Genomic DNA, 22182 nt, shown 5'->3' with positions numbered 1-22182 from the left:
AATATATGGCATTAATTACTAATGCAACAAAGGATTATTATGATTAACAAATTAATTTTCGCTATTTCTTTCTTCTCCTTATTCATTCTAAATGGTTGTACCCAAAGAGATCGTGATGCTATTTCAGACTTAACTTATGCTCTTACTGGAGTACCTGGAGCTAAACATAAACAAGCTTTACAAAACCAAGAGCAAGGAGTACCAAGTAAAGCAAGGTTAGAGAGATTAAAGCAGATAGAAGAGTTCAAAGCGCGTAGATCGTATTGGGTTGGCAAATCCGTAGATGATCTTGTTATGTCTTGGGGCAGTCCTAGTAACACACATAAAAGAACAGATGGTGGCACACAATACACATGGAAATGGACACAAAATAATGGATGGGGGCAATCGACAATTTGTACAAATAATTTTGTTGCTAATAAAAAAGGGACTATTACAGATTGGAATTATTCAGGATGCTGGGAACACTTATAATAAATTATACCCAAATAATGTAGCAAACTTAATGTTGTATCTTCATACTGTATGATTTCTTATATTAACAAGTGAGTTTTTACATCAATAACTCACTTGTTATAATAATATCTTTTCACTTTATACTTATATACTTATTCCACATATTATAAATTTTTAGAAACTTACAGTATATTCGATAAATAGAACCAAAGATAAACCATCAATAATATAAAAAATGTTGATGATTACATATTACTGAGCCAGTCATTTAATATGATATTTACTCAAGATCAAATAATATTAGAAAGAATTTCTAACCTTTATGATAAGGTTATTAATCTACTGACATTTGAAATTTAATAATAAATTTAATGTAATATTATTTTAACAAGTTAAAACTCGTTATTACGCAATCATCAACTGATACTTTTGTTAAAGTGACTTTATATTACTGCTTGTTACTTTTATCATTTAAAATTCATTAACTTTTTAAAATAAAATCCTTTTTTAGTTTTTGGGAATTTATTTCCGTTATATATTTTCCGCTCATAATCTCTGCCCGCATAGTGATTATCACCATAAAATTGACCATATAATGCGGTTTTGGGGCATATATCATCAGAAAAAAATCTATGATCATTATCCATTTCAATTTTCCTTATTTAATTTTAATTAATTAGATACATCTAAGATAAAATATCTATAAATCGTTATTAATTTATAATATATATAAATTATCCAATACCATACTACTTCTATAAAAATAGATCCAACTTTGCTATTGGTTTTATTTAAATAAAAAAATATAAATAGAATATTTCAAATAAAAGCCATATTAGACAAAATAAAAAAAGAGGGTATGATATAAATATCACACACCTTTTTTACTATAATAATTTATTATCTATATCTTTGTTCGCTATCCCAAACGGGATATGTACAGAAGGAAGTTAATACGAGGATTTTAAATGTAATTTTTGATCATCAAAGAATATATGTGGTTTTAAAATCTTTAACACATTTACTTTATCTACTCCTCCCATAAAAAAGCTTCATTAACAGAAATTCCCCATCCCCTCATGGTATTAATAACTCGCTTATGAGATGGTGCATTTCGTGCAGTAACAATGGAGATCTTAAGTAATGGAACATAAATAGCTCTGAGGTAAGAAAATCTGCACATAAAGTATGAATATAGCAGTGTCACAATATTTCCCAAGAGTTTATTCTCTCCTTTAACACCAAGTGATATTGATTATCATTTGCATTTAAATGTTATCACTATTATGCTAGTGGTTATCACAAGTAAGGAGAATACTCATGGTTAAAAAAACAATACATTTACGATCTCAACATGCTAAGGATTTAATCAATAAAATAAAAAAAATGAAAAGCATTGAGAATGCGATAAATACTAAATCAGAAAAAAGTGATCTCATTGTTATAATTGACAAATTACCAACTTTAGTTTCTATCAACTAAATTATTTTGTTGGTTTTTAATGTGAATAAATAGTGACCATAATCTTAGTGGGTTTGACACATTAAATGATAATGATTATCCTTTATTGCATGAATAGTTGAGTATTTTACTCAGTTTTTCACAACGACATTGCTCACATTGCTTCTAGTATTTATTGACCAACTCTCCTAGCGTTGGTCTCTTTTTTATCTATCATATATTCATTCTCCTTGTACAATAAATAATGAAAACCATTATCTAAAAATACTATTTTCTCATTAAAGATAAAAATAGTTTACAGTGTAATTTCAGTAAGAAAATCATTTTATGTTTGATCTTCTATTCACCATAACAGATTGTTAAACAAGCATTTAAGAATTAAACAGGGACTTTACTTTATGGGTTTTATCTTATTTTTTTTTGAAAGAAAACAAGTTGACATCGTTACAACAATGAGAACAAATAAATAAGAAATATGCACATAATCCCACCGAGCATATCCGTGAAAAATTAATACTTGTTGCTATTGTTTGTCACTAACACAAAGATTTTGGATGTAAATTTCCACAGAACTATATCGACTTTATCACTCGAATTGGTCATGGTGGTGCAGGCTCTTATTATGGTCTCTACGCTTTTGATGACACGATAGATATTTAATTTATCCCCGCCTAGTGCGGGGATTTTTTATCTTAAAAACTCACTTTAATACTGACACATAAAATCATTTATTCTTTCAAAGTAAACATTCTCTTGTTTTATTTTCTCATAGCAAAGACAACATTTTATCTTTTCAAAAAGATAGAAAAACTACTTAATGACCTTCAAAAGGTCATTATTTTATGGTCTTATTGTCAATATCCTATTTAATTTCTATTTATAAGCTTCAAAAGTAATAATTTCTGTTTCGTTATTTGGTTCGTGTAGATATTGATAATTTCCAGAAATTGTTATTTTATCAAAGCCAATAGATTCAAGGATCCGTTTAAATTCATTCACACCAAACCATTTCAATTTAAACACTTCCCATTCACTTTCAATTATTTTCCCATTTCTCCATTTATCATAACGATGATGAGATACTGTTAATTGATTAATATAATCTATTTCAGCATTTACTATCTGTAAGGTAATTAAATCTCCTTCCGGCGTTTCAAATTGTCGACTAGAACATTGGCCTTTAGTAAAAGTATGCGCCAAACTAATGTCAATTAGCAAACGTCCGCCTGGATTTAATGCGTTATAACATTGTTGAAGTGACTGTAGTGCTTTTATTTCGCTATCTAACAATAAGAAAGTCCCTGTCGGAATAATTATTGCATCAACAAGTGTCTCAACTTGGAATGTCAGCAAATTATCTTTAGTCACTTTATCTTGAGAATATCCATTACTTCTTAGATTTTCCATACAGAAATAAAGCATCTCATCTGAAAGATCAAACCCTTCTATATTAAATCCAGCCTTTAATAAAGGGATTAAAATACGCCCAGTTCCTACCGCGGGTTCTAAGATTTTACCATTAACATCCTTAAGACGTTCTTGATAATATTCTGCGTCACCAAAACTACACCCTATAGGTTTATCTAATTGGTAAACTTGGGCTGATAGCGAATGATAACTCTGCATAAATATTCTATTCTCTTTTTGTTGTTTATTTTTAATGATAATAAAGCCATAAATTAAGATATCAATATTCAACTAGATATATTAATCAGGTATAGTTAACTTATATACCTGCTAACTCTATTCTTTTTTCTTATCTTTTTATTTCCATTCTATCTCTTTTGTTTGCATTTTCATTAATCCATATAAACGTAAGGGCTGACAATTTAATTGATAATGATTATCTTTTTTCTTGTAAATAATGAGCAACACATCATGTATTGATGTATTACTCTTTTTTATGTTAATTATAAAAATTGGCTTCACCTGCAGGTCGAGTTTTGAACCGACGATGAGCCCATAAATATTGTTCTGGAGCTCGCATAATTTCTGTTTCAATCAGCTTATTCATTCTATCTGTATCATTTTGAATATCATCAGAAGGATAATTAATCAGTTCTTTACCAATGATTAAACTGTATTTTTTGCCTTTCTGATCTTCATTTCTTACCAAAGTAACAGTTAAAGAAGGCGCTCCTGATAATTTTGCTAATATAGCAACACCTTTGGAGGTTGATGTTTTTTCAACAGAGAAGAATGGAGAAAATGTTGTACCTTTTAAGCCAAAGTCTTGGTCAGGAGCAAACCAAATCGCTTTTCCTTTTTTTAACTCCATAACCATAAACTTTAAGTTACGTCTATCTATCATACCCTTATCGGAACGGCATCTTGCTTTAGTCTGGATAAACTCCATTGCTTTATTATTATGTGGTCTATACATCGCATTCACAGGGAAACAAAGTCCCATAATGCGTCCTCCCAGCTCTAGTGACATAGAGTGTATACCAATGAGTAAAATTCCCGTTTTTTTATCTTTAGCATCAGTAAAATTGGAGAATCCTTGTACTTCAAAGAGATTTTTTAATCGACGATCACTCCAAAACCACGCCATACCTGTTTCAAATAATGCGATACCTAGAGATGATAAATTATTCATAACAAGCTTGTCGATTTCATTTTTATCTTTGTCAGGGAAACATAGTTCTAAATTTTTCTTTATTATTGAGACTCTTCTTTTGACAAAAAAACGAGATAACACCCCAAGGTGTTTACCTAAAAAAAGTAACCAAGAATAAGGAAGTTGCACTAATAAAAAAAGAATAAAAACACCAAACCAAGTTAAGAAATATTTTGGATGTAATAGATGTAATGAAAAAATATTTTTAGCGTACACAAGTTTGTCCTTTAGGAACTAAAAAGCATTTAAGCCATATTGGATTAGACAGTAATTTTTTAAGATAAGTCATTAAATATTAATTTAAATTTTATCTTAAATTATTTTTTTATGATTTATCTGATATCTTTTTATTCTAATAAAACTTTTTTCTTTCTTTTGATTGAGAAGACAATATCTTAATGCCTTTACTTTGCCATTATAAGAATTTATTTATCCATTAATTTATTTCTTTGTAAAAATCATTAGGTATTAAAGTAAATAACTTTCTAAAAATTTAAATAATTTACATTAAATACTTACATAACTTTAATAATGCTATTTTTTATACGTTTTATTAAATACACGTCAAATTTAAATAATACTAGAAATTGATATAAAAAAACCCCACCGAAGTGAGGTTTTCTAGATCTTACTTGTATCAATATTGCATTAAACAATATATACAGTAATAACGGCTCAATAGATTACAGAGCGATTACGTTCGCTGCTGCTGGACCTTTAGCGCCATTTTCGATAGAAAATGAAACTTCTTGGCCTTCTTTCAGAGATTTGAAACTATCGCTTTGGATCGCTGAAAAATGTACGAATACATCTTTGCTACCGTCTTTAGGAGTGATAAAACCAAAACCTTTATCATCGTTAAACCATTTTACTGTACCTGCCATTGTATTAGACATAAGATTTCCTTTAATTAATTATTTTGCCATAAGGCATTGTTTGCGGTTTGATTTCGGATTTTTACTTATGGTCACTATTTGAAGGAATTCGCAACGAAGAGGTATCAGGGATAACGCTAAACGGTGAACTACTTGAAACTGCACTAACATAAATAGGTCTGTACTTCCAAACCAGTGGCGCTATTAAGTCATATAATTCAGTTTATAGCAAATTATTTTTATCTTTATTTTAAAAAAACTTTTCTCACGCAAAATTAGAAAATAATTATAAGATAAAAATAATTATCTATTTTACCTATCTCATTATTTTAATTTAAGAATATGAATAAAAAAGTAGATACTGTTATTTTTTAAGATAACCAGTATCTACTCTATCATTAATGTACTACATCACCTTATTAATTAGCTAGTTCCAATAAAATTTCTTCTGTTTTCGTCCATAGAAGTGAGCCTCCTTCTTCTGGCCATAAATGCCGCTCAGCATTAGGAAAACGTTGAAATAATAAATCCCCAAAGTCTGGTGAATGAACTGTACTGATATCTTTCATTCCATACCATAAGCTGATTGGTGTCTTTATTTCTTCAGGTGAAAATCCCCAAGGTTGCATAGCAATCAGCAAATCTTGCGTATATCAATCATTGCCTTGTTTAAAGGCTTCGGCCATACATTATTGATAAACTGGGAGAAAATCATTTGATTTATAAACAGCCAAATCAACATCGGCACTGTAATTTAGAATAAAATCCATTAACCACTTGGCTGTAATATTTTGCTTAACCCTGCTGGTTAACGAATTGGGTGATCCAACAGCTTGACGTTGCATATTAACAACATCATCTGTTAGCTTATTTTGTGTATCAGGATAATCAAATTGATCTTGTCCTACGACAATAAGTAGTTTATCAACATGATAATAAACACAAAGAGCCATAGCAAAAACAGCACCTTGTGAAAATCCCATTACATTAATACTTTTAATACGAAGATGGTCTAATAAAATATCTTTAGAAAAAGATTTTAACGACTTTTATAACTGATTTATTTTTTTATGATCAACTTATTTGTGTGATAAAAAATGCGTTATTACTTTGTCGATAATAATCGTTTTTATTTTCAAATTTTATTATATTTGCTTAATCTTTTTCTTATAACAAAGAGGACAATAAAATTGTCCTCTTTGTTATTTATAACTGGTTTCTACGTTATTTTACTAATTTACAAGTGCGTCCTTTATCTTCAGCAACACGTCCATTAACTGCATCATCTTCTGAAATCGTTGCTAAATTAAATTCACCTTTTCCTTTACCCCAAATTTGGAAATTCTCACCAACATAACGAGCACCACTAGCCGCAATAGCTTCTTTTAAAACTATAATTTCATCACTGTAATACATAACAGCTAGCTGTTCATTAGGAAAAGAAACTCTGATTTTTTGACCTTCACAGTCATAAGTATCCGTTTTAGCAGCCAAAGCAGGTGCTGTTATTAGTGAAAAAACTAAAGCAATAGTAGAAATAGAAAATAATTTATTCATTTACATCTCCTAAAATAACAAAATAATGTTTTGCTAATAAAATTAGATTAGGATTTCTTTTTTAAAGATAAAATAGGATATCTCCGCATTTTATTAAAGCTTAAAATATAAAAATATTTCAATTTAAGATTAAATCTAATAAAAATTATCAATCATTGATGAAAGAGTTAAAATACAATTTTTTAATTAAAGTCAATTTTAATTCAAATAAATTGCAATACATAACTTTACATTATTACCTGCCTATTTTACTTTATTCAATGTAACTATCATTATACGATATGTAATTATCCTAACACCTATAAATTTATTGTAGTTCAATAAATTAAGTCGATTCTGTTGAGAAACATCGATAGAAAAATTAATAGGAATATTCATGCTACAAGAGAATGTTGTTAAAGATATCATCGTTTGGATTGAGCAAAATCTCGATTCACGTTTATCGTTAGATATTGTTGCTGAAAAATCAGGCTATACAAAATGGCATTTTCAGCGTTTATTTAAAGCGTATACAGGAATATCTTTAGGAAAATACATACTCGCTCGTCGTTTATCTTGTGGCGCCTACGCGTTAAGAATAACACGTTGTAGCCTGTTAGATATTTCATTGAAGTATCGTTTTGATTCCCAACAAACATTTTGCAGAGCCTTTAAAAAACAGTTTAATATCACGCCTTCGGAATATAGAAAAAGACCAGGATGGGATATTAGTGAACTGATTTTCCCTGCATTAGAAACCGTTGAACTGAGCGCTAAATATGAGGTAGTTACACTCTCATCTCAAAAATTAGTCGGTATGTCGCATCATTACAATAAGCCTATTTCAACATGGGATTCAGACAAGAAAAAATTCAGAAAAGAATTTTGGCGTAAATTTTTAAAAGATGTGCATACAATACCCACAGAGCTATATGCAATGCATCGAGCATCTGCAAGTACATTAGAAGATACTATGTATATTTATAGCACTGCCGTTGATAAAGAAAAGTTAGCAAAAACATCAAATGCTTCGGCCATGTCACAACTAGAACTACCTGGTGGCAACTATCTAGCCATTACATTTCATATAAATGAAATCTTAGATTCATTAACTGGTTATGATGACATTATTTATACCGTCTATACCAAAGTACTTCCGAAAATGAATTTATTGCGCAGACCCGGTCCAGACATTGAACGATATACATTAAAAGAGTCAGTAAGTTACGATAAATTACTTGGTCAAAGTGATCATTACGTACAAAAGATTAGCTACTATATTCCTGTTCTTTAATGAGTTTTATCTATAAAAAAGATCCCAGTTTAATTGGGATCTTTCTATTAAAACAGATATCTAAAATACTTCTATCCTATCAATCCTTCTTAGACTTATTAGCAAAGAAAATATCATCTTGAATATCTTTTGTTCTTACTGTAAACAATTCGTTCATTAAGTTTTCAGTTAATTTTTCAGCATCTGCCATAACTCGTAGATTAAATTCATTAAGCATTTTATCTGCGCCAGTTTTATCTTTTTTCACCATAGTGAGATATTTAGCTTCCATTTCTTTTTGCTCTAATGCGGTTTTTGCTTCCCACTCTTGATAAGCTTTTTTCACTATTGGTGCGAGTTTTGGATAATCTGTCATCACTAATGTTTGTAACTTACGATATTTCCAGTAAATAGAATCACTATCTGCTTGATTACTTCCTATTCCATAATGTTGCGGATAAGCTTTTAATCCACTGTAATACGGAACAAATGCAGTTAAATCTGCCATGCCTAAACCAACATAGGTCACTTCACCAATTTCTTGAGGAAGCTCAGGACGAACTTGCATAACATGCGCTTCATAAGTTCTAAATACACTAATTGGACGCCAAGATTCTTGACCATTTAACCCATTGGTATATGGGTCGTGTTTCGTCCCTTCAAAGTGATTACGTAACATCGCTTTAGCTTCTTCCACTGATACTTTTTTTTCTGGCGTTAATAAAGGTGCGAAATTACGACCATCATCCACAGCTTGTTTTAGTGATGGGTTAAATTGTTGCTGGATAACCCATACTCGCGGATCATTATAAGTACGGTCTCGTTCGTCATCTCGTGTATAAGCTTTTGAGAAATTAAATGCCCCCTCTTTTTCAGGATTATAAAGCCCTTTCTCAACAGCAAATTCTACTAGATTTTTAGAGCCTAACACATCATTACTGTTAATATCATAGTGTTGTAATCGACCTTGGTTTCCTGTTGCAAAGTATTTATCTTTAGGTAATTTTTGTGCGATCCAATGATGTCCTGTTCCAGTTTCCAAATACCAAAGCTCATTTTTATCAACAACAGCGACACCAAATCCTTCACCAGCACCTTGTTCTTCAATAATGTTCCCTAATAATTCCACTGCTTCACGAGCTGTTTTTGCTCTTGAAAGTAGGACATCTGGAATATCATCTTCAGTTATCCCTGTCTCTTCAACATAGGGATCAAAAGAGAGTGCTTTAGGTGAAGCAAAAATAGATTCAGTACCACTAACACCCACTCCTAGTTCATTAAATCCTGTTGCACCATGGAGTTGCGTTTTCCAATTCGGCACAGTGGTATAGCGTAATGAATTCTTTGGTAATGGATATGTAAAATTATTAGCACCATTATGTTCTTTGGTACTGTAAATACCCGTTTGATTCGTTTTAGCCGGATGAATAACAAAATGTTGTGCTTTTAATGCATCACTATCTGCGCTACGCGCAATAATCAACGAACCATCATTTGTTGCTTCACTTCCTGCTAACAACGTTGTACAGGCTAAAGCTGAAGACGCTAATGCTATATTAATAGATAAAGCAATAATACCCTTTTTAAATAAAGACATAAAACTCCCCATTTGCTTGTTATTTATAATTTGTAGATCAATTAAGTATCTTTTTAGAATCAAAATAAAAAACCAGATAGATAATTTGATGCGAAATATTAACAATGAAAAAGCGTAGATTTCCGTGATTTATATCTCAATGATTATTATATTTCGAAATAAAAAGGTTAATTATACGTATCATATTAATATCAGTGAGTTTTATAAAAAACACATTTTAAATATAAATAAATCTAGATAAGATTTGTTATTAACGTTATTGTTATGTAATTAACAACGATGTTATTTATGTAAACGGCTATTGATATTAACGACAATAACAACAGATTAAATCCAATAATACTTTATGTTAATTTTGTTGTGTTAGCCTAAAAAAGTTCCACTTTTATTATCTAGAATTATTTCATCAGAAATATTGATTGATTTTTTCTTATATAAATTCAAATAGCTGCTCAAATTCCTCCTTTGATTTAGCAGCTCTTATTAAGACTATTATATAATTATGTCTTTAATGACATTACGTTATAGCCTTTATAATAAAATTTATAAATTACAAATAACATTTATAATCTACGTTTTTACTCTTAGAATATTTCTTATAAAAATCATTTAAATTTTCCTTCATCACTATTATTTAATAATCAACTTATTAACTGTATAATCAAACATAAGATAAACTGACTAAAACAAAAAACACGATGGCAATTAATTTAAAAAGAACTTCTTGGTCAGGAGGATGGGCAACTTTACGTGACCTTGAAATTATACAATCCGTGATCGATCATGGAAGTGTCACTAATGCAGCAGAGCAGCTAGGCATTTCACAACCTGCAGTAAGTCAGTCATTAAATCAGATCGAGAAACGTTGTGGTAAAAAGCTATTTACTCGTGAAAATAATAAATTAATACCAAACTCTGATGCCTTATTACTTTATGAAGAAATCGCCAATATCGCTGAATCTTTCAACCGATTGAGCCATTTTCATCATCAAGAAAAAAAGAGGAGTCTACGAATTCTAGTTCCACCAACATTAGCCTATGGTTTTATCAATCAGGTTACTACTCAGTTTATCAAAAAATATCAGGTCAATGTCCATTTAGAAATATCTAGAAGTGAGCAACTTCTTTCTTTAATAGCAAAAGAACAAGCTGATATTGTTATTACTGATAATATGACCATTAATAGCAATTATAATTTGACTCAAATTCCAATGAGAGAAACTCAAATTATTTGTGCAATCCCTAAAACACATGAGTTATGCACAAAAAATACTATTACACCTGATGATTTACATGAGCAATCTTTTATTGCTTTAGTTAAAAGTAATATTGGGCGTACAGTTATTGATCGGGCGCTCAATAAATCAAAATCTAAGCCAAATATTATTGCTGAAGTTTCTGATCAAGACACAGCAATGACATTTGTAAAAAATGGGTTGGGAGTCAGTTTAATTAACTCCTTTCCTATTATTGAAATAGAAGATATTGTTTATAGAGAATTTATACCCACCATTACGAGTAATATCTGTTTTTTCACTTCGAAAAAAGCCGAACATGAAACACAGCTCTATATTGAGTTTATTAAAGAACATCAACCAGAAACTTCTTTATTTTCAGCGCCAATTAAATAAGTATTAGGGTCTATTTTATGCAATATAAGAAAATAGAATAGACCTTCTTATTATATTTGTATCTCAAGAATAGAGAGTATCCCTTCAGTAAAAAGTGTTAAGCCGATAGAAAGAGCTTCTTCATCAATATCAAATCTTTCTTTATGATGTCCATCACTTTGATTTGCTCCGACTAAAAAGAATATTGCTTTTCCCCCTTTCTCTTGTACTCTTCTTACCATTAATGAAACATCCTCACTTCCTCCTAAAGGTAATACGACATTTAATAAATCGGGATGTACATTAATGACACCTTGCATAACATCTATCATTGCCTGATCGTTTCTGAAAGTTGTTGCTTCACCTGTAATCTCTATTTTTGTTTCTAGTTGGTATGCAGTTGCAACACCATCAACATATTTTTTTATACTATTAAATAAGTATTGTGTTATTTCAGCATCTTGCCCACGAACTTCTAATTGCATTTTTGCCAAACTAGGAATAAAGCTACGATTTTCGCCTGCTAGTAAGGTGCCAATATTCACTCGCGTCATACCTTTGCCATGCCTTGGTGTCGCCAATATTTTATTGGCTAAAAAACATGCTCCAGATAATGCGTTATTTCCTTTTTCTGGTTCATCAACAGCATTAGCGACTTTTCCTTTTAAAGAAATATCTAATTTAGTAGTACAAAGAAAATCAAAAGGATCAAGTGCTATCTCCCCCTTTTTCAAATTACATCCAATATGCATTCCCATAAAATAATCAGTATCATCTAATATTCCGCTGTCACTAATTGCTCTGGCACCTCTCACCCCCTCTTCTGCAGGTTGGAATATTAATTTATATTTTCCACGTAAAACCTGAATGTTTTGTTTTAACCAATGTGCTAGGCCAAGTCCTACTGCAGTATGCCCATCATGGCCGCAGGCATGCATTAATCCAGAACGACATGAAGCAAATCCCTGTTTATTAGGTAGATGAGTATCATCATCTGACTCTTGGACATAGACACAATCAATATCGAAACGAAAGGTAAATGTAGGACCAGGAATTTCTGTATCAATAATTGCCATACACCCTGTTAAACCATTCATTTCATTTAATAAATCAATGCTAATTCCTTTTTCTTCAGCTATTTTGATGGCTTCATTAACTAATTCTTCATCTCTGCCTAAAATACTTTCTCGACAAATAATATGAGGCCCCGCTTTCACTTCAATATTCATCTCTCGCAATACGCTGATTATCGTGCCTGTCGTCACAAATTCAGTCCAGCCAATTTCTGGAAACTGGTGAAAAATTCTACGCCATTCTATTAATTTATTGATTTGGATCGACTTCATTATTTTTCCCTTACAAAAAACACATCTCTTATGAAGAAAAAAGAGAAAATGATAAGTTTAATATTATGCTCATCATAACTTAATAATTATGTTTATAGGTGTGATCTCAACGTCATTTTGCTTATTATTAAAGCAAGTACTCTAGTAATAGAGATCGAAGGCAATAATGAGAAATAATGCAGAAAATCAATTAATAAGGAATATATAAATACAATTTTTTAATAAAATTTCAGGCACAAAAATAGCCACTAAAGCTATTTATTGTTTTAGTGGCTAATTTATTAATCTTTATTCATTTATAAAACGCATTAACTGCTGACGTAATTGCTTATTTTCTTGTTTTAACTGTTCATTTTGATCTAATAAAGTCAGTGCTATGGCTATACCATGCCAATCTAATGCAAGCTCTTTATGAAGTTTTAATGCGCGATGTGTTACCACAACAGCGTTATCATCGAAAAACCACTCTTGAGTTTCAATTTCTAGTGGTTCGATCACCCCAAGAGCGACAAACTCTTTGAGCTCATCATTTGATATTCCCGTATGATGACAAAACTCAGTAACAGTAAATATTGTTAATTGACCCATTATTTATTCTCCCAGTCTTTACGTGGATTATAATCGGTCTGGCTATCTGCAATTTGTTGCCATAATTCGCGCATCTTTTCATCGGGTTTAGGTGGCATCACAATTTTTAGAATTGCATATAAATCACCGCTGACCTTTTTGCTGACTAACCCTTTTCCCTTAATACGTAGCTTTTGTCCTGCCTGACTTCCCGCCGGAATAGTTAACAAGATTTTTTCTTTTATTGTAGGTATAGGAATTTTTGCACCTAATGCTGCTTCCCAAGGAGCGACTGGGACAACTATTTCTAAATCATGACCTTTAATATCAAATAGAGGATGAGGCGCAATACGAATTGTTAGCCATAAATCACCATTCTCCCCTCCATTTTCACCTATTGTTCCCTGACCTTTTAAACGAATACGTTGTCCATCAATAACACCAGCTGGAATTTTAACATTTAAAGTTTTAGGGATCTCTTCTTCCAAAATTCCGAAAACATTATAAACAGGTAAGTGATAGCTAATCGTACGCTTATGTTCTTCCTGTGATTCTTCCAGAAAAACAGCTAATTCTATTTCTAAATCATGCCCGCGCTGTTTAGGAGCATGTTGAGCTCGTCGCCCTTCAAATGGGGAATGTTGACCGAAAAATGAAGTGTAAAAATTATCAAAATCTTCTTGGCTAAAGCTTTCTTGATCCTTATTTGAATGTTGTTGTGTAAATTGCCTAAATTTAGGATCGTTACGATGAGCCCAAAGCTCATCATATTCAGCTCTACGTTGTTCATCTCCTAATATTTCCCATGCTTGAGCAATTTCTTTAAAACGCTCTTCTGCATTTGGCTCTTTACTTACATCAGGGTGATATTTTTTCGCTAAACGACGATAAGCCGTTTTAATCGTTTTAGTATCATCAGTGGGTTTGACACCCATTATGGCGTAGTAATCCTTTAATTCCATAGTGACATCTCAATTATGTTAAATAATGAATTAAATATTAATACTCTAGATTTGATTAATTATAGAACAAAGAAATTATGTTGATGAGTAAAACCCTATAATAACAACAATCGAATGCCTAAATTGAATGCAGAATATTGTTTTTCAATCAGTTATCTATCATCTAATATCCCACTTTTCCTAGTGGATTATTTCTGAACCATACTAAAACAATATCTATTTTTTCGGAAACGGATCGTAATTTAGACTAACTAATAGCTGATGCCCAAATTGTTCGACAAGCAAGTGGGTAATATTGCCTATCCCTTTTCTTGCCCCGCCATTAAAGCAATAACAGCACCACTCAGTGCGTGGATTTTGAATCGCTATTTTTCTTTAGCCAAAGGCCCAAGACCAACAAAAATACGAGTCATGCATATCATTGGTTTTGAATTAAGTTTTGTGAAAATTGATTTACTTATTATTATAGCTATTAGCCTTATTTTAACTTTATTAAGCCAAATACTTTGATTGGCCGAAATGTAGATGAATATAAAAAGCCCTTAAACTCAAGGGCTATATTTAACATTTTTATTTATCTGCTTTCGCCGCCCAAAGAAATTTAGCGCTAGGTAATGTTGTATATTTTTCTATTATCTCTTTATAAGTATTCTCTGGTTTTAATTCTGCAAATTGTTCTGGGTAAATGAAGGTTGCTAAATATTCTAAACCAACAATGTTATATGGATGATTATAGAAATTATGATATATACCATATAATTGCCCATTTTCAACCGCAGCGATTTGATTAAATCCAATTCGACTCTTCAATCGTTTGAAGCCTTCTTGAGTCTCTTTGCTAGATACTCCATAACCAAATGGTGCAGCAATACTATTTTTATTAATCCAGCGAGATCCCGTTACAATATATACATCAGGTTTAGTACTAATAACTTGCTCTAAAGAAATAACACCTGAAGCTCCTGGTAAGAAATGACTACCAATATTGTCACCCCCAACAGCTTGAATCAACCCCCCCCAACCCGCATTATTATGTGTAAAGCAACACCCATCACCATTTGCTCCAGCCTTTGCCTCTACAAATACACGTGGCTTATTTTTAATTTCTTGAGTTTTATTTTTGATACTATCTAGGTGTTGTTGATAAAAATCAGTATATTCTTTAGCTTCACTTTCTTTATTTAAAATGATACCAAGAAGCTCTACACTTTCTTTCGTGTTTTTGACTGGTTCTAAGAAAGTATCAACATAAATAATAGGAATATTGGCTTCTTTTAAAATACTGACAACACCCGATCCTTCTAGTGCGGGTTTGGCTCTGAGTTGCGCAATCACAACATCGGGTTGTTGTGCAATAACTTGCTCTGCATTCACTTCACCTTTGTCATTAAATCCCATATCAGGGATTGAATTTATATTAGATTTCCATTTCTGTTCTAGTAAAGAAACTGTCTGTGGATCCGATTTTTTTAGATTATTATTCCATGCTACAACTCTTTCAAACGGATTATTTCTATCAAGCAAAGCCAGCGTTAAAATATCTCTACCATCTTGTAATACAACACGTTTTGGTTCATGTTTTAACGTTATTTTTTGCCCATCAGTATCCGTAATTGTAACAGGATATGTTGTAGCCAATGCGCTAAAAGGAAGCAATGCAGAAAGAGATATTGCTAATAGGTGATATTTATTTTTCATTGTATACTCTCCATAACAGAGAGTTAATGATAACAATTATCATTAACATCATCAATGAAAATTATCTTTTTATGACTAAAAAATAAATTCGTTTTAATAGTGCGATATCTAGCAATAAAGAAATATTCGAGTCTGATATGTCAGCTTATTTCACTAATGCTGTTAACTATCTAATTAAAAAGCCTTTTATGTCCATTCTAATTACAATACAAAAATAACCCTAACCATAAACTATCATGTGTTCTTGTCACTAGTTTATTTCAAATTACAATAGCAGCGTTAAACAGATAAAGTAACTTCTTTGTTTAACGCTATATTTTGAGGAGACAACCATTCATTTTTGATAATTTTAATTACTAGAAAAATTACTTATCACTTCATACGTTAATGAATTATCAGAACTATTTATAACTTTCAATTTAACATTTTCATAGGAGATAATATTACTTTCTTTAAGATTAAATTGAATGTTGTTACCAAACCCTTGATTTTCTATGTTTGAGCCTATTTTTCTATAACTAACATCTACAATTTGATTATTTATTCCATTAAAAATTAAAGCCTGCTCAAATGAATTACCATCGGAATTATTCAACTTAAGATATTCAATCTTAGCCTTATCACTACAAACAGCAACATTTAAGTCAGTTACAATACAAATCTCATCAGCCTTAGCTCCTTTTTTTATTAAAATTGAACTCCATGGCTGGCCAAGAACCTCAACAACTACAGAACCAGAGTCAATAGTTTGAGTTGGCATATAAAAATCGCCTTTGTCGCTTGAACCAACTTTTTTGAATACACCAGGAATAATTTTATAGGCCAGATCTATTTGTATTGGGTTTAGTACCTTAATCGCTCTTAGTTCACTTATATTACCTTCTCTTACTAAACTTTGACCTATGGTCGCACGATTAACACTCCCTACTTTCGGCTCACTTATTTTATACAAGTCTGGAGTGTAATTATATTCAGTCACAGCACACCCAGATAAAGTAAAAGCACAACCAATTGAAACTAATAAATTTTTCATTTTGATAGAAATCTCGTTACAAACATGAATAGGCATTAAAGATTACATTTACATACAGATTCTAGCAAGTAACTATCTACGACTCTGTTAACAAACTACTCATAACAACCTGTGAAATTAATTAGTTTCCTTTCTGACAGATCATTAACTCCAGCGCATTAATATCAATACCATTAGCTTTAATGGGGACTGGCTACGATTACCACTCTCAGCCTAGATACAACCCACCACTATCAAATAGCTAGCAATCTTTCTCTTTAGATTTACTAGGATCAATTGTTTAACGGTTAGCTTCATTTGGGAGGACTCAAATCATAAGGTATAAATGTACCCTATTTGTACCAGCTAAAGTAGATAGCTTTCAATGGACGTTAGTAGACGTTGGAATGATGGGATTTAGTTGGAATGCTTGATTTACTTGGGATAAGGAAATGCTAGGCGATGATGAAATGGCGGAGGAGGAGAGATTCGAACTCTCGGATGGTTTCCCATCGGCGGTTTTCAAGACCGCTGCCTTCAGCCGCTCGGCCACCCCTCCGCAATGGGGAGCAATATAAACACCTAAGCTTATGTTGTAAAGCCCTTATTGTACTGTTTGCCGTAAAATTAAACGCATTACAAGTCAATGGCTTAATTTATCAACGATTTATGGGTTCTACTTGGGTATTTCCCTTATTTTTGATAAATTAGCAATATTATTTTTGATTGGTTGCTACGCACATGTTTGTATTTAACGGAAAAGAAATCGAGACAGATAGTCATGGTTATTTAAAAAATAGCAATGAATGGAATGAAGATATGGTTCCAATATTAGCTGAATTAGAAGAAATTGAGCTAACAGAACAGCACTGGGAAATTATCCGTTTTGTTCGACAGTTTTATTTAGAATTTAATACCTCCCCCGCTATTCGTATGTTAGTAAAAGCGCTTGCACAAAAATATGGCGATGAAAAAGGAAATAGCCGTTATCTTTATCGTTTATTTCCTAAAGGCCCTGCAAAACAAGCGACAAAACTCGCTGGTTTACCAAAACCCGTTAAATGTATTTAATATTATCTTTAGATAAAAGATAATTAAAAATCATTAAAACAATATTACTCATAATGGTGGATTGAAAAATCTGCCATCTGTTCATATTCACAAGGTGTCGCTGACCAAAATGTAATATTAGCACTTCTTGGTCCACCAGCTTCTAACCAATCTTCAAATTCTTTTAATGCATTCTCTTTCGCGAAAGCCTTTACTCCCACGCTACCGTCATCACGATTCCAAACATACCCTGTTATTGGTTGTTTTTTCATCCATTGATAAGTAAAAAAACGGAATCCAACGCCTTGCACACGCCCTTGAATAATATATTCTCTACCCATTTTCATATGCTCTCCTGATAGTGTTGTTAAAATAAAAATTCTACTCAGGTTATTGTCTTTTCTTTATACAATAGATAATCTGATTTTGTGAGGTTCTTTATTCATAATGAAAGCAAAGGATTATATTTTTTTCAAATCCTTGAAATTTCACTTTGTACCCTCATATATATAACCAATAAGCAAGGCTATATGGAGGTGATACTATGATGACCGCCAGCAAATTTGGGATAGGACAGCAAGTTAGACATAAATTACTCGGCTACTTAGGCGTTGTTGTCGATGTGGATGCTGAATATTCCCTTGATCAGCCTAATGAGGATGATATTGCATCTAATGTGACCTTGCGAGCAGCACCTTGGTACCATGTTGTGATGGAAGATGATGAAGGACAGCCCGTTCATACTTATCTTGCTGAAGCACAGATAACTTATGAAGTTTCAGATGAACACTTAGATAATGACTCATTGGATGAGCTATCGCAGTCAATTCGTAGCCAATTACAGGCTCCACAATTACGAAATTAACCGAATAATCTAAATAAGCTGTGAGCTGAATAAATATGATAATCGCCGAATTTGTTTTCGGCGATTTTATTTTAGTTCATTACCAAGGAAGTCCATGTGCTTCAATTTCTTTTTTAGGACAGCGATCCATAACAACTCGTAATCCTGCTTTTTCTGCTAACTCTTTGGCATCTTCATTGATAACACCAATCTGCAACCATAATACTTTGGCATTAATTGCAATTGCTTCTTGTGCAATTTCTAATGCAACGTCAGATTGACGAAAAACATCCACCATATCAACAGCAATAGGAATATCTTTTAATGAGGCATAGCATTTCTGCCCTAATAAGGTTTGCCCTGACATGCTTGGATTGACAGGAATAACATCATAGCCTTGTTCTAATAGGAATTTCATGACTTTATAGCTTGGGCGATCTTCTTTGCTACTCGCTCCAACAAGTGCAATTGTTTTGACACTTCTTAAAATGTCATAAATGTCTGAGTCCACCATTTATATACTCCGTTCATCATGAAGATTGAAAATATTATGATACATCATAGTATCTTGATCCGTTCATAGCTTGTAAGATAAAAAAAAGGTATTTTGACAGCTGAAACAATAACTATATTTATTTTTAAAGGTATCAAATGGAACAAATTGACCGCACGCTCTTAAAAGAAAAAAATATCGCGCTTGTTGCCCATGATCACTGCAAAAGCTCATTACTTGAATGGGTTCAAAATAATCGTGAACAACTGTCTCTACATAAGTTATTTGCAACAGGAACCACAGGAAATTTAATTAACCAGCACACAGGCCTAAGTGTTACTCAAATGCTAAGTGGCCCAATGGGCGGTGACCAACAAATAGGTGCAATGATCGCTGAAAAAAAAATCGACATTATGATTTTCTTTTGGGACCCATTGAACGCCGTTCCCCACGACCCAGATGTTAAAGCCCTTCTACGCTTAGCAACAGTATGGAATATTCCGGTTGCCACCAATCGTGCAACCGCGAACTTTTTAATTTCATCGCCTCTGTTTTCACAAGAATCAACAATTAAAATTCCTGATTACGAAGGTTATTTAAAAGAAAGACTAAAATAATTTTAAGGTTTTCGCTGTATAGGAACACCTTGAGATTTTAGCTCTAAAACAAAACAAGATGGCTGTTGTTTATTAAATAATAGCCATACTTGTGTTTTTGCTCTTGTTAATGCGACATACATTAAACGTCGTTCTTCCGCATTAGGATAATCTTCAACTTTTGGTAATAACGCTAATTCAATAATTGATTCCCTTGCAGGTGCAGGGAAACCATCTTTACCCTCTTGTAAACCTAAAATAATAACGTAATCAGCTTGTTGCCCCTTCGATGCATGAAAAGTCATAAATTCTAAATTTAATTTAGGCCAACGTGTCTTAGCTTTTTTTAATAATTCTGGTTTTAAATAGTGATAACGAGCGAGTAAAAGAATAGTTTCATTTTCTTCTACATAACCACTCATTTTATTTAGTAAATTTTCAAGTTGATCGTCAGATAACAATACAACAGACTTTTTATTACCTTTCACTAGACTATTTAACGGTTTAGATAATTGAACTGGATTCTGTTGAATAAACGTATTGGCAACATTTCCTATCGTGTCATTAAAACGATAAGTCGTATCTAATGCGCATTCAGCACCTTCACCAAAAGCGTGATGGAAAGAAGTCGTTAATAATAATTCCGCACCACTAAAACGATAAATGGCTTGCCAATCATCTCCTACTGCAAATAGAGATGTTTGTTTATTTTGCTGTTTTAATGCGGTTAATAATGAAGCTCTTAATGGTGAAATATCTTGGAACTCATCAACAAGAATATGTTTCCATGGGCTAATGAAACGCCCTTTTTCAATAAGGTTAATAGCTTGATGCAATAAGCCTGAAAAATCGATCGCATCTTCTTCTTTTAATGCGGTTTTCCAAGCTTTTAATAATGGCGATAATAATTTTAAATACTTTTTAAAAGATTCGGTATATTCGGGATCCACACTTTCAATCAGAGATTTTTGGCTACCACCTTGCATCCTTAATAGACCAACCCAACGCTCTAATCTTACAGCAACTTGGTTTTCTAATTTTTTATCATGCCAAAACTCACCATCAGGGATATCCCATTCAAACTCTTGAGATAACCACTCTCGCCATCCTTTTGCTTGTGCTTTTTTCTGCTGACACTGAGCTCTCCATTCACCTAATAATAGAGTTCTTCTTTTTTCACTATTTATTTCAAGCTCACTAATTTTGGGGTGCTTTTTTGTCGCTTGTTGAATAATGGATAATGCCAGTGCATGAAACGTTTTTGCCATAATATCGCTATTTAAACGACTAGAAAGCCTTTCATTCATTTCTTGTGCGGCTTTACGCCCAAAAGCAAGTAATAAAATTTGATCAGGTTGTGCCAATTGGCGACGTAATAGCCACCCCGCTCTGGCAACTAATACCGATGTTTTACCACTTCCTGCACCAGCGAGAACAAGAATATTTTCTTCTCCATTAATTACGGCACGACACTGTGATTCATTTAATGGCGATGATTCAATCGTATTAAAAAATTCCGCATGCTCATTTAATATTTGGGTTACCCAAACAGAATTTTCTTTATTAATAAGTGCTTCACCTTGCTTTAGCCACTCTAAACATTGCTGATAAAGAGTATGACAATTGTCAAATTGAATAAGGCGTTCAAGAGGGAGGGGAATAGCAGAAAAGCTATCTTTTATAGATTGTTGAATTTCGCTAAGTTTAGACTGTTTTATCCATCTATTTGATTGGGTTATTTCATTAATATTATGGAGTTGCTTCTCAAGTACTTGAGCGCTTATTTCGCTCATTTCTTTACTCCAATTTTGCCATGATTGATAAAGATAACGATAAAACTGTTGAGTTTCTTCCCAATCCGTTCCATGTAATCGAACAACTTTATCTTCAGACAATAAAAATTCTAACTCCCCCCACACAATCCCTTTTTTACAGAAAATATTAATCAGTTCGTTAAAAGGAATTAAATACTGATGTTTTTCACCACTGACTTCAATGCCTGCATTTAACAATTTGACTCTATTATATGGATGTTGTGCTAAACGTTGTCCCATCGGGGTGGATTTCAGTTCCATACGTAATTCCTGCAATAAATAACAAATAGTCTGTCGTTAAGCTCTTTTTAATCGGTGATAAACCCTATATTCTAAGAGGTAATTATCTTCATCTTGTTTATTTAAGGGCTT

Annotated in this window: 24 protein-coding genes, 1 tRNA gene and 1 pseudogene; 8 read left to right on the top strand and 18 right to left on the bottom strand. The window is 32.3% G+C overall.

Translation table 11 applies throughout. The features are described 5' to 3' along the window. Positions 1-39: 39 nt before the first annotated feature. Positions 40-474 carry a hypothetical protein gene (locus CUB63_RS04640; protein ID WP_109400864.1) on the top strand — a complete coding sequence of 145 codons (435 nt, stop codon included), beginning with the start codon at positions 40-42 and terminating at the stop codon, positions 472-474. 449 nt (positions 475-923) lie between these two features. Here the strand turns inward: CUB63_RS04640 and CUB63_RS04635 are convergent, their stop codons facing one another. Together CUB63_RS04635 and CUB63_RS17950 are read right to left on the bottom strand one after the other, a co-directional pair. Then, positions 924-1103 carry a hypothetical protein gene (locus CUB63_RS04635; RefSeq protein ID WP_072062756.1) on the bottom strand — a complete coding sequence of 60 codons (180 nt, stop codon included), beginning with the start codon at positions 1101-1103 and terminating at the stop codon, positions 924-926. A 303-nt stretch (positions 1104-1406) separates the two neighbouring features. Continuing rightward, positions 1407-1639 (bottom strand): annotated as a pseudogene (locus CUB63_RS17950) (5'-nucleotidase). 137 nt (positions 1640-1776) lie between these two features. On the opposite strand from CUB63_RS17950, the gene CUB63_RS17550 reads away from it, so the two are divergent. Further along, the gene (locus CUB63_RS17550; protein WP_006537328.1) at positions 1777-1938 is read left to right on the top strand and encodes a hypothetical protein; all 162 of its coding nucleotides are present in this window, start codon (positions 1777-1779) and stop codon (positions 1936-1938) included. Between the two features lie 852 nt (positions 1939-2790). On the opposite strand, the gene CUB63_RS04625 is transcribed toward CUB63_RS17550, so the two are convergent. The 6 genes from CUB63_RS04625 to CUB63_RS04600 form a co-directional block, all read right to left on the bottom strand. Next, positions 2791-3543 carry a class I SAM-dependent methyltransferase gene (locus tag CUB63_RS04625; protein WP_109847576.1) on the bottom strand — a complete coding sequence of 251 codons (753 nt, stop codon included), beginning with the start codon at positions 3541-3543 and terminating at the stop codon, positions 2791-2793. 280 nt (positions 3544-3823) lie between these two features. Next, the gene (gene lpxL, locus CUB63_RS04620; protein ID WP_109847556.1) at positions 3824-4753 is read right to left on the bottom strand and encodes an LpxL/LpxP family Kdo(2)-lipid IV(A) lauroyl/palmitoleoyl acyltransferase; all 930 of its coding nucleotides are present in this window, start codon (positions 4751-4753) and stop codon (positions 3824-3826) included. A gap of 467 nt (positions 4754-5220) precedes the next feature. Then, entirely contained in the window at positions 5221-5433 is a 213-nt protein-coding gene (gene cspE / locus CUB63_RS04615) for a transcription antiterminator/RNA stability regulator CspE (protein ID WP_109847555.1), read from the bottom strand. Between the two features lie 398 nt (positions 5434-5831). After that, positions 5832-6041, bottom strand: coding sequence for a hypothetical protein (locus tag CUB63_RS04610; protein ID WP_006537333.1), 210 nt, complete (start codon positions 6039-6041; stop codon positions 5832-5834). A 60-nt stretch (positions 6042-6101) separates the two neighbouring features. Continuing rightward, a complete protein-coding gene (locus tag CUB63_RS04605; protein WP_006537334.1) occupies positions 6102-6395 on the bottom strand; it encodes a hypothetical protein in 294 nt (97 codons plus the stop codon). Positions 6396-6636: 241 nt separating this feature from the next. Beyond that, positions 6637-6969 (bottom strand): MliC family protein, encoded by a 333-nt coding sequence (locus tag CUB63_RS04600; protein WP_006537335.1) that lies wholly within the window; start codon positions 6967-6969, stop codon positions 6637-6639. 376 nt (positions 6970-7345) lie between these two features. On the opposite strand from CUB63_RS04600, the gene CUB63_RS04595 reads away from it, so the two are divergent. Further along, a complete protein-coding gene (locus CUB63_RS04595) occupies positions 7346-8242 on the top strand; it encodes an AraC family transcriptional regulator (protein WP_109400859.1) in 897 nt (298 codons plus the stop codon). A 79-nt stretch (positions 8243-8321) separates the two neighbouring features. Here the strand turns inward: CUB63_RS04595 and CUB63_RS04590 are convergent, their stop codons facing one another. Next, positions 8322-9818 (bottom strand): C69 family dipeptidase, encoded by a 1497-nt coding sequence (locus CUB63_RS04590; protein ID WP_109847554.1) that lies wholly within the window; start codon positions 9816-9818, stop codon positions 8322-8324. 698 nt (positions 9819-10516) lie between these two features. On the opposite strand from CUB63_RS04590, the gene CUB63_RS04585 reads away from it, so the two are divergent. Beyond that, a complete protein-coding gene (locus CUB63_RS04585; protein ID WP_109847553.1) occupies positions 10517-11449 on the top strand; it encodes a LysR family transcriptional regulator in 933 nt (310 codons plus the stop codon). 50 nt (positions 11450-11499) lie between these two features. On the opposite strand, the gene CUB63_RS04580 is transcribed toward CUB63_RS04585, so the two are convergent. From CUB63_RS04580 to cbpA, 3 genes are all read right to left on the bottom strand, one after another. Next, positions 11500-12774, bottom strand: a complete 1275-nt coding sequence (locus tag CUB63_RS04580; protein WP_006537341.1) for an amidohydrolase — start codon at positions 12772-12774, stop codon at positions 11500-11502. Between the two features lie 288 nt (positions 12775-13062). Next, entirely contained in the window at positions 13063-13362 is a 300-nt protein-coding gene (cbpM, locus tag CUB63_RS04575) for a chaperone modulator CbpM (RefSeq protein WP_006537342.1), read from the bottom strand. Beyond that, a complete protein-coding gene (cbpA, locus tag CUB63_RS04570; protein ID WP_072062764.1) occupies positions 13362-14303 on the bottom strand; it encodes a curved DNA-binding protein in 942 nt (313 codons plus the stop codon). The genes cbpM and cbpA overlap by 1 nt, the downstream gene beginning before the upstream one ends. A 261-nt stretch (positions 14304-14564) precedes the next feature. Between cbpA and CUB63_RS04565 the strand changes: the two genes are divergently transcribed. Continuing rightward, positions 14565-14813, top strand: coding sequence for a hypothetical protein (locus tag CUB63_RS04565; RefSeq protein WP_109847552.1), 249 nt, complete (start codon positions 14565-14567; stop codon positions 14811-14813). A 60-nt stretch (positions 14814-14873) separates the two neighbouring features. Here CUB63_RS04565 and CUB63_RS04560 read toward each other — a convergent pair whose 3' ends face one another. The 3 genes from CUB63_RS04560 to CUB63_RS04550 form a co-directional block, all read right to left on the bottom strand. Next, positions 14874-16001, bottom strand: coding sequence for an ABC transporter substrate-binding protein (locus CUB63_RS04560; RefSeq protein ID WP_072062766.1), 1128 nt, complete (start codon positions 15999-16001; stop codon positions 14874-14876). Between the two features lie 349 nt (positions 16002-16350). Then, the gene (locus tag CUB63_RS04555) at positions 16351-17034 is read right to left on the bottom strand and encodes a hypothetical protein (RefSeq protein ID WP_109847575.1); all 684 of its coding nucleotides are present in this window, start codon (positions 17032-17034) and stop codon (positions 16351-16353) included. 450 nt (positions 17035-17484) lie between these two features. Beyond that, positions 17485-17572, bottom strand: a tRNA-Ser gene (locus CUB63_RS04550). Positions 17573-17754: 182 nt separating this feature from the next. Here CUB63_RS04550 and tusE point away from each other — a divergent pair. Further along, positions 17755-18084 (top strand): sulfurtransferase TusE, encoded by a 330-nt coding sequence (gene tusE / locus CUB63_RS04545; RefSeq protein WP_006537349.1) that lies wholly within the window; start codon positions 17755-17757, stop codon positions 18082-18084. A 44-nt stretch (positions 18085-18128) separates the two neighbouring features. On the opposite strand, the gene CUB63_RS04540 is transcribed toward tusE, so the two are convergent. Then, positions 18129-18410, bottom strand: coding sequence for an acylphosphatase (locus CUB63_RS04540; RefSeq protein ID WP_006537350.1), 282 nt, complete (start codon positions 18408-18410; stop codon positions 18129-18131). A gap of 197 nt (positions 18411-18607) precedes the next feature. On the opposite strand from CUB63_RS04540, the gene hspQ reads away from it, so the two are divergent. Then, positions 18608-18928: a heat shock protein HspQ gene (hspQ, locus tag CUB63_RS04535; RefSeq protein WP_193524906.1), complete on the top strand. Its 321-nt coding sequence runs from the start codon at positions 18608-18610 to the stop codon at positions 18926-18928. A gap of 79 nt (positions 18929-19007) precedes the next feature. Here the strand turns inward: hspQ and CUB63_RS04530 are convergent, their stop codons facing one another. Beyond that, entirely contained in the window at positions 19008-19421 is a 414-nt protein-coding gene (locus CUB63_RS04530; RefSeq protein WP_006537352.1) for a CoA-binding protein, read from the bottom strand. A gap of 137 nt (positions 19422-19558) precedes the next feature. Between CUB63_RS04530 and CUB63_RS04525 the strand changes: the two genes are divergently transcribed. Continuing rightward, the gene (locus CUB63_RS04525; protein ID WP_072062770.1) at positions 19559-20017 is read left to right on the top strand and encodes a methylglyoxal synthase; all 459 of its coding nucleotides are present in this window, start codon (positions 19559-19561) and stop codon (positions 20015-20017) included. Between the two features lie 2 nt (positions 20018-20019). Here the strand turns inward: CUB63_RS04525 and helD are convergent, their stop codons facing one another. Next, entirely contained in the window at positions 20020-22071 is a 2052-nt protein-coding gene (gene helD / locus CUB63_RS04520) for a DNA helicase IV (protein ID WP_109847551.1), read from the bottom strand. Positions 22072-22182: the final 111 nt, after the last annotated feature.

Source organism: Proteus penneri (assembly GCF_003144535.1).
Lineage (GTDB): Bacteria > Pseudomonadota > Gammaproteobacteria > Enterobacterales > Enterobacteriaceae > Proteus > Proteus penneri.
This window is presented reverse-complemented; position numbering and strand designations above follow the sequence as displayed.

Excerpts from the sequence above, each read along its gene's own strand:
- CUB63_RS04640 (WP_109400864.1), top strand. The coding sequence starts at position 40 with ATGATTAACAAATTAATTTTCGCTATTTCTTTCTTCTCCTTATTCATT.
- CUB63_RS04635 (WP_072062756.1), bottom strand. The coding sequence starts at position 1,103 with ATGGATAATGATCATAGATTTTTTTCTGATGATATATGCCCCAAAACC.
- CUB63_RS17550 (WP_006537328.1), top strand. The coding sequence starts at position 1,777 with ATGGTTAAAAAAACAATACATTTACGATCTCAACATGCTAAGGATTTA.
- CUB63_RS04625 (WP_109847576.1), bottom strand. The coding sequence starts at position 3,543 with ATGCAGAGTTATCATTCGCTATCAGCCCAAGTTTACCAATTAGATAAA.
- cspE (WP_109847555.1), bottom strand. The coding sequence starts at position 5,433 with ATGTCTAATACAATGGCAGGTACAGTAAAATGGTTTAACGATGATAAA.
- CUB63_RS04610 (WP_006537333.1), bottom strand. The coding sequence starts at position 6,041 with ATGCAACCTTGGGGATTTTCACCTGAAGAAATAAAGACACCAATCAGC.
- CUB63_RS04605 (WP_006537334.1), bottom strand. The coding sequence starts at position 6,395 with ATGGGATTTTCACAAGGTGCTGTTTTTGCTATGGCTCTTTGTGTTTAT.
- CUB63_RS04600 (WP_006537335.1), bottom strand. The coding sequence starts at position 6,969 with ATGAATAAATTATTTTCTATTTCTACTATTGCTTTAGTTTTTTCACTA.
- CUB63_RS04595 (WP_109400859.1), top strand. The coding sequence starts at position 7,346 with ATGCTACAAGAGAATGTTGTTAAAGATATCATCGTTTGGATTGAGCAA.
- CUB63_RS04590 (WP_109847554.1), bottom strand. The coding sequence starts at position 9,818 with ATGTCTTTATTTAAAAAGGGTATTATTGCTTTATCTATTAATATAGCA.
- CUB63_RS04585 (WP_109847553.1), top strand. The coding sequence starts at position 10,517 with ATGGCAATTAATTTAAAAAGAACTTCTTGGTCAGGAGGATGGGCAACT.
- CUB63_RS04580 (WP_006537341.1), bottom strand. The coding sequence starts at position 12,774 with ATGAAGTCGATCCAAATCAATAAATTAATAGAATGGCGTAGAATTTTT.
- cbpM (WP_006537342.1), bottom strand. The coding sequence starts at position 13,362 with ATGGGTCAATTAACAATATTTACTGTTACTGAGTTTTGTCATCATACG.
- cbpA (WP_072062764.1), bottom strand. The coding sequence starts at position 14,303 with ATGGAATTAAAGGATTACTACGCCATAATGGGTGTCAAACCCACTGAT.
- CUB63_RS04565 (WP_109847552.1), top strand. The coding sequence starts at position 14,565 with ATGCCCAAATTGTTCGACAAGCAAGTGGGTAATATTGCCTATCCCTTT.
- CUB63_RS04560 (WP_072062766.1), bottom strand. The coding sequence starts at position 16,001 with ATGAAAAATAAATATCACCTATTAGCAATATCTCTTTCTGCATTGCTT.
- CUB63_RS04555 (WP_109847575.1), bottom strand. The coding sequence starts at position 17,034 with ATGAAAAATTTATTAGTTTCAATTGGTTGTGCTTTTACTTTATCTGGG.
- tusE (WP_006537349.1), top strand. The coding sequence starts at position 17,755 with ATGTTTGTATTTAACGGAAAAGAAATCGAGACAGATAGTCATGGTTAT.
- CUB63_RS04540 (WP_006537350.1), bottom strand. The coding sequence starts at position 18,410 with ATGAAAATGGGTAGAGAATATATTATTCAAGGGCGTGTGCAAGGCGTT.
- hspQ (WP_193524906.1), top strand. The coding sequence starts at position 18,608 with ATGATGACCGCCAGCAAATTTGGGATAGGACAGCAAGTTAGACATAAA.
- CUB63_RS04530 (WP_006537352.1), bottom strand. The coding sequence starts at position 19,421 with ATGGTGGACTCAGACATTTATGACATTTTAAGAAGTGTCAAAACAATT.
- CUB63_RS04525 (WP_072062770.1), top strand. The coding sequence starts at position 19,559 with ATGGAACAAATTGACCGCACGCTCTTAAAAGAAAAAAATATCGCGCTT.
- helD (WP_109847551.1), bottom strand. The coding sequence starts at position 22,071 with ATGGAACTGAAATCCACCCCGATGGGACAACGTTTAGCACAACATCCA.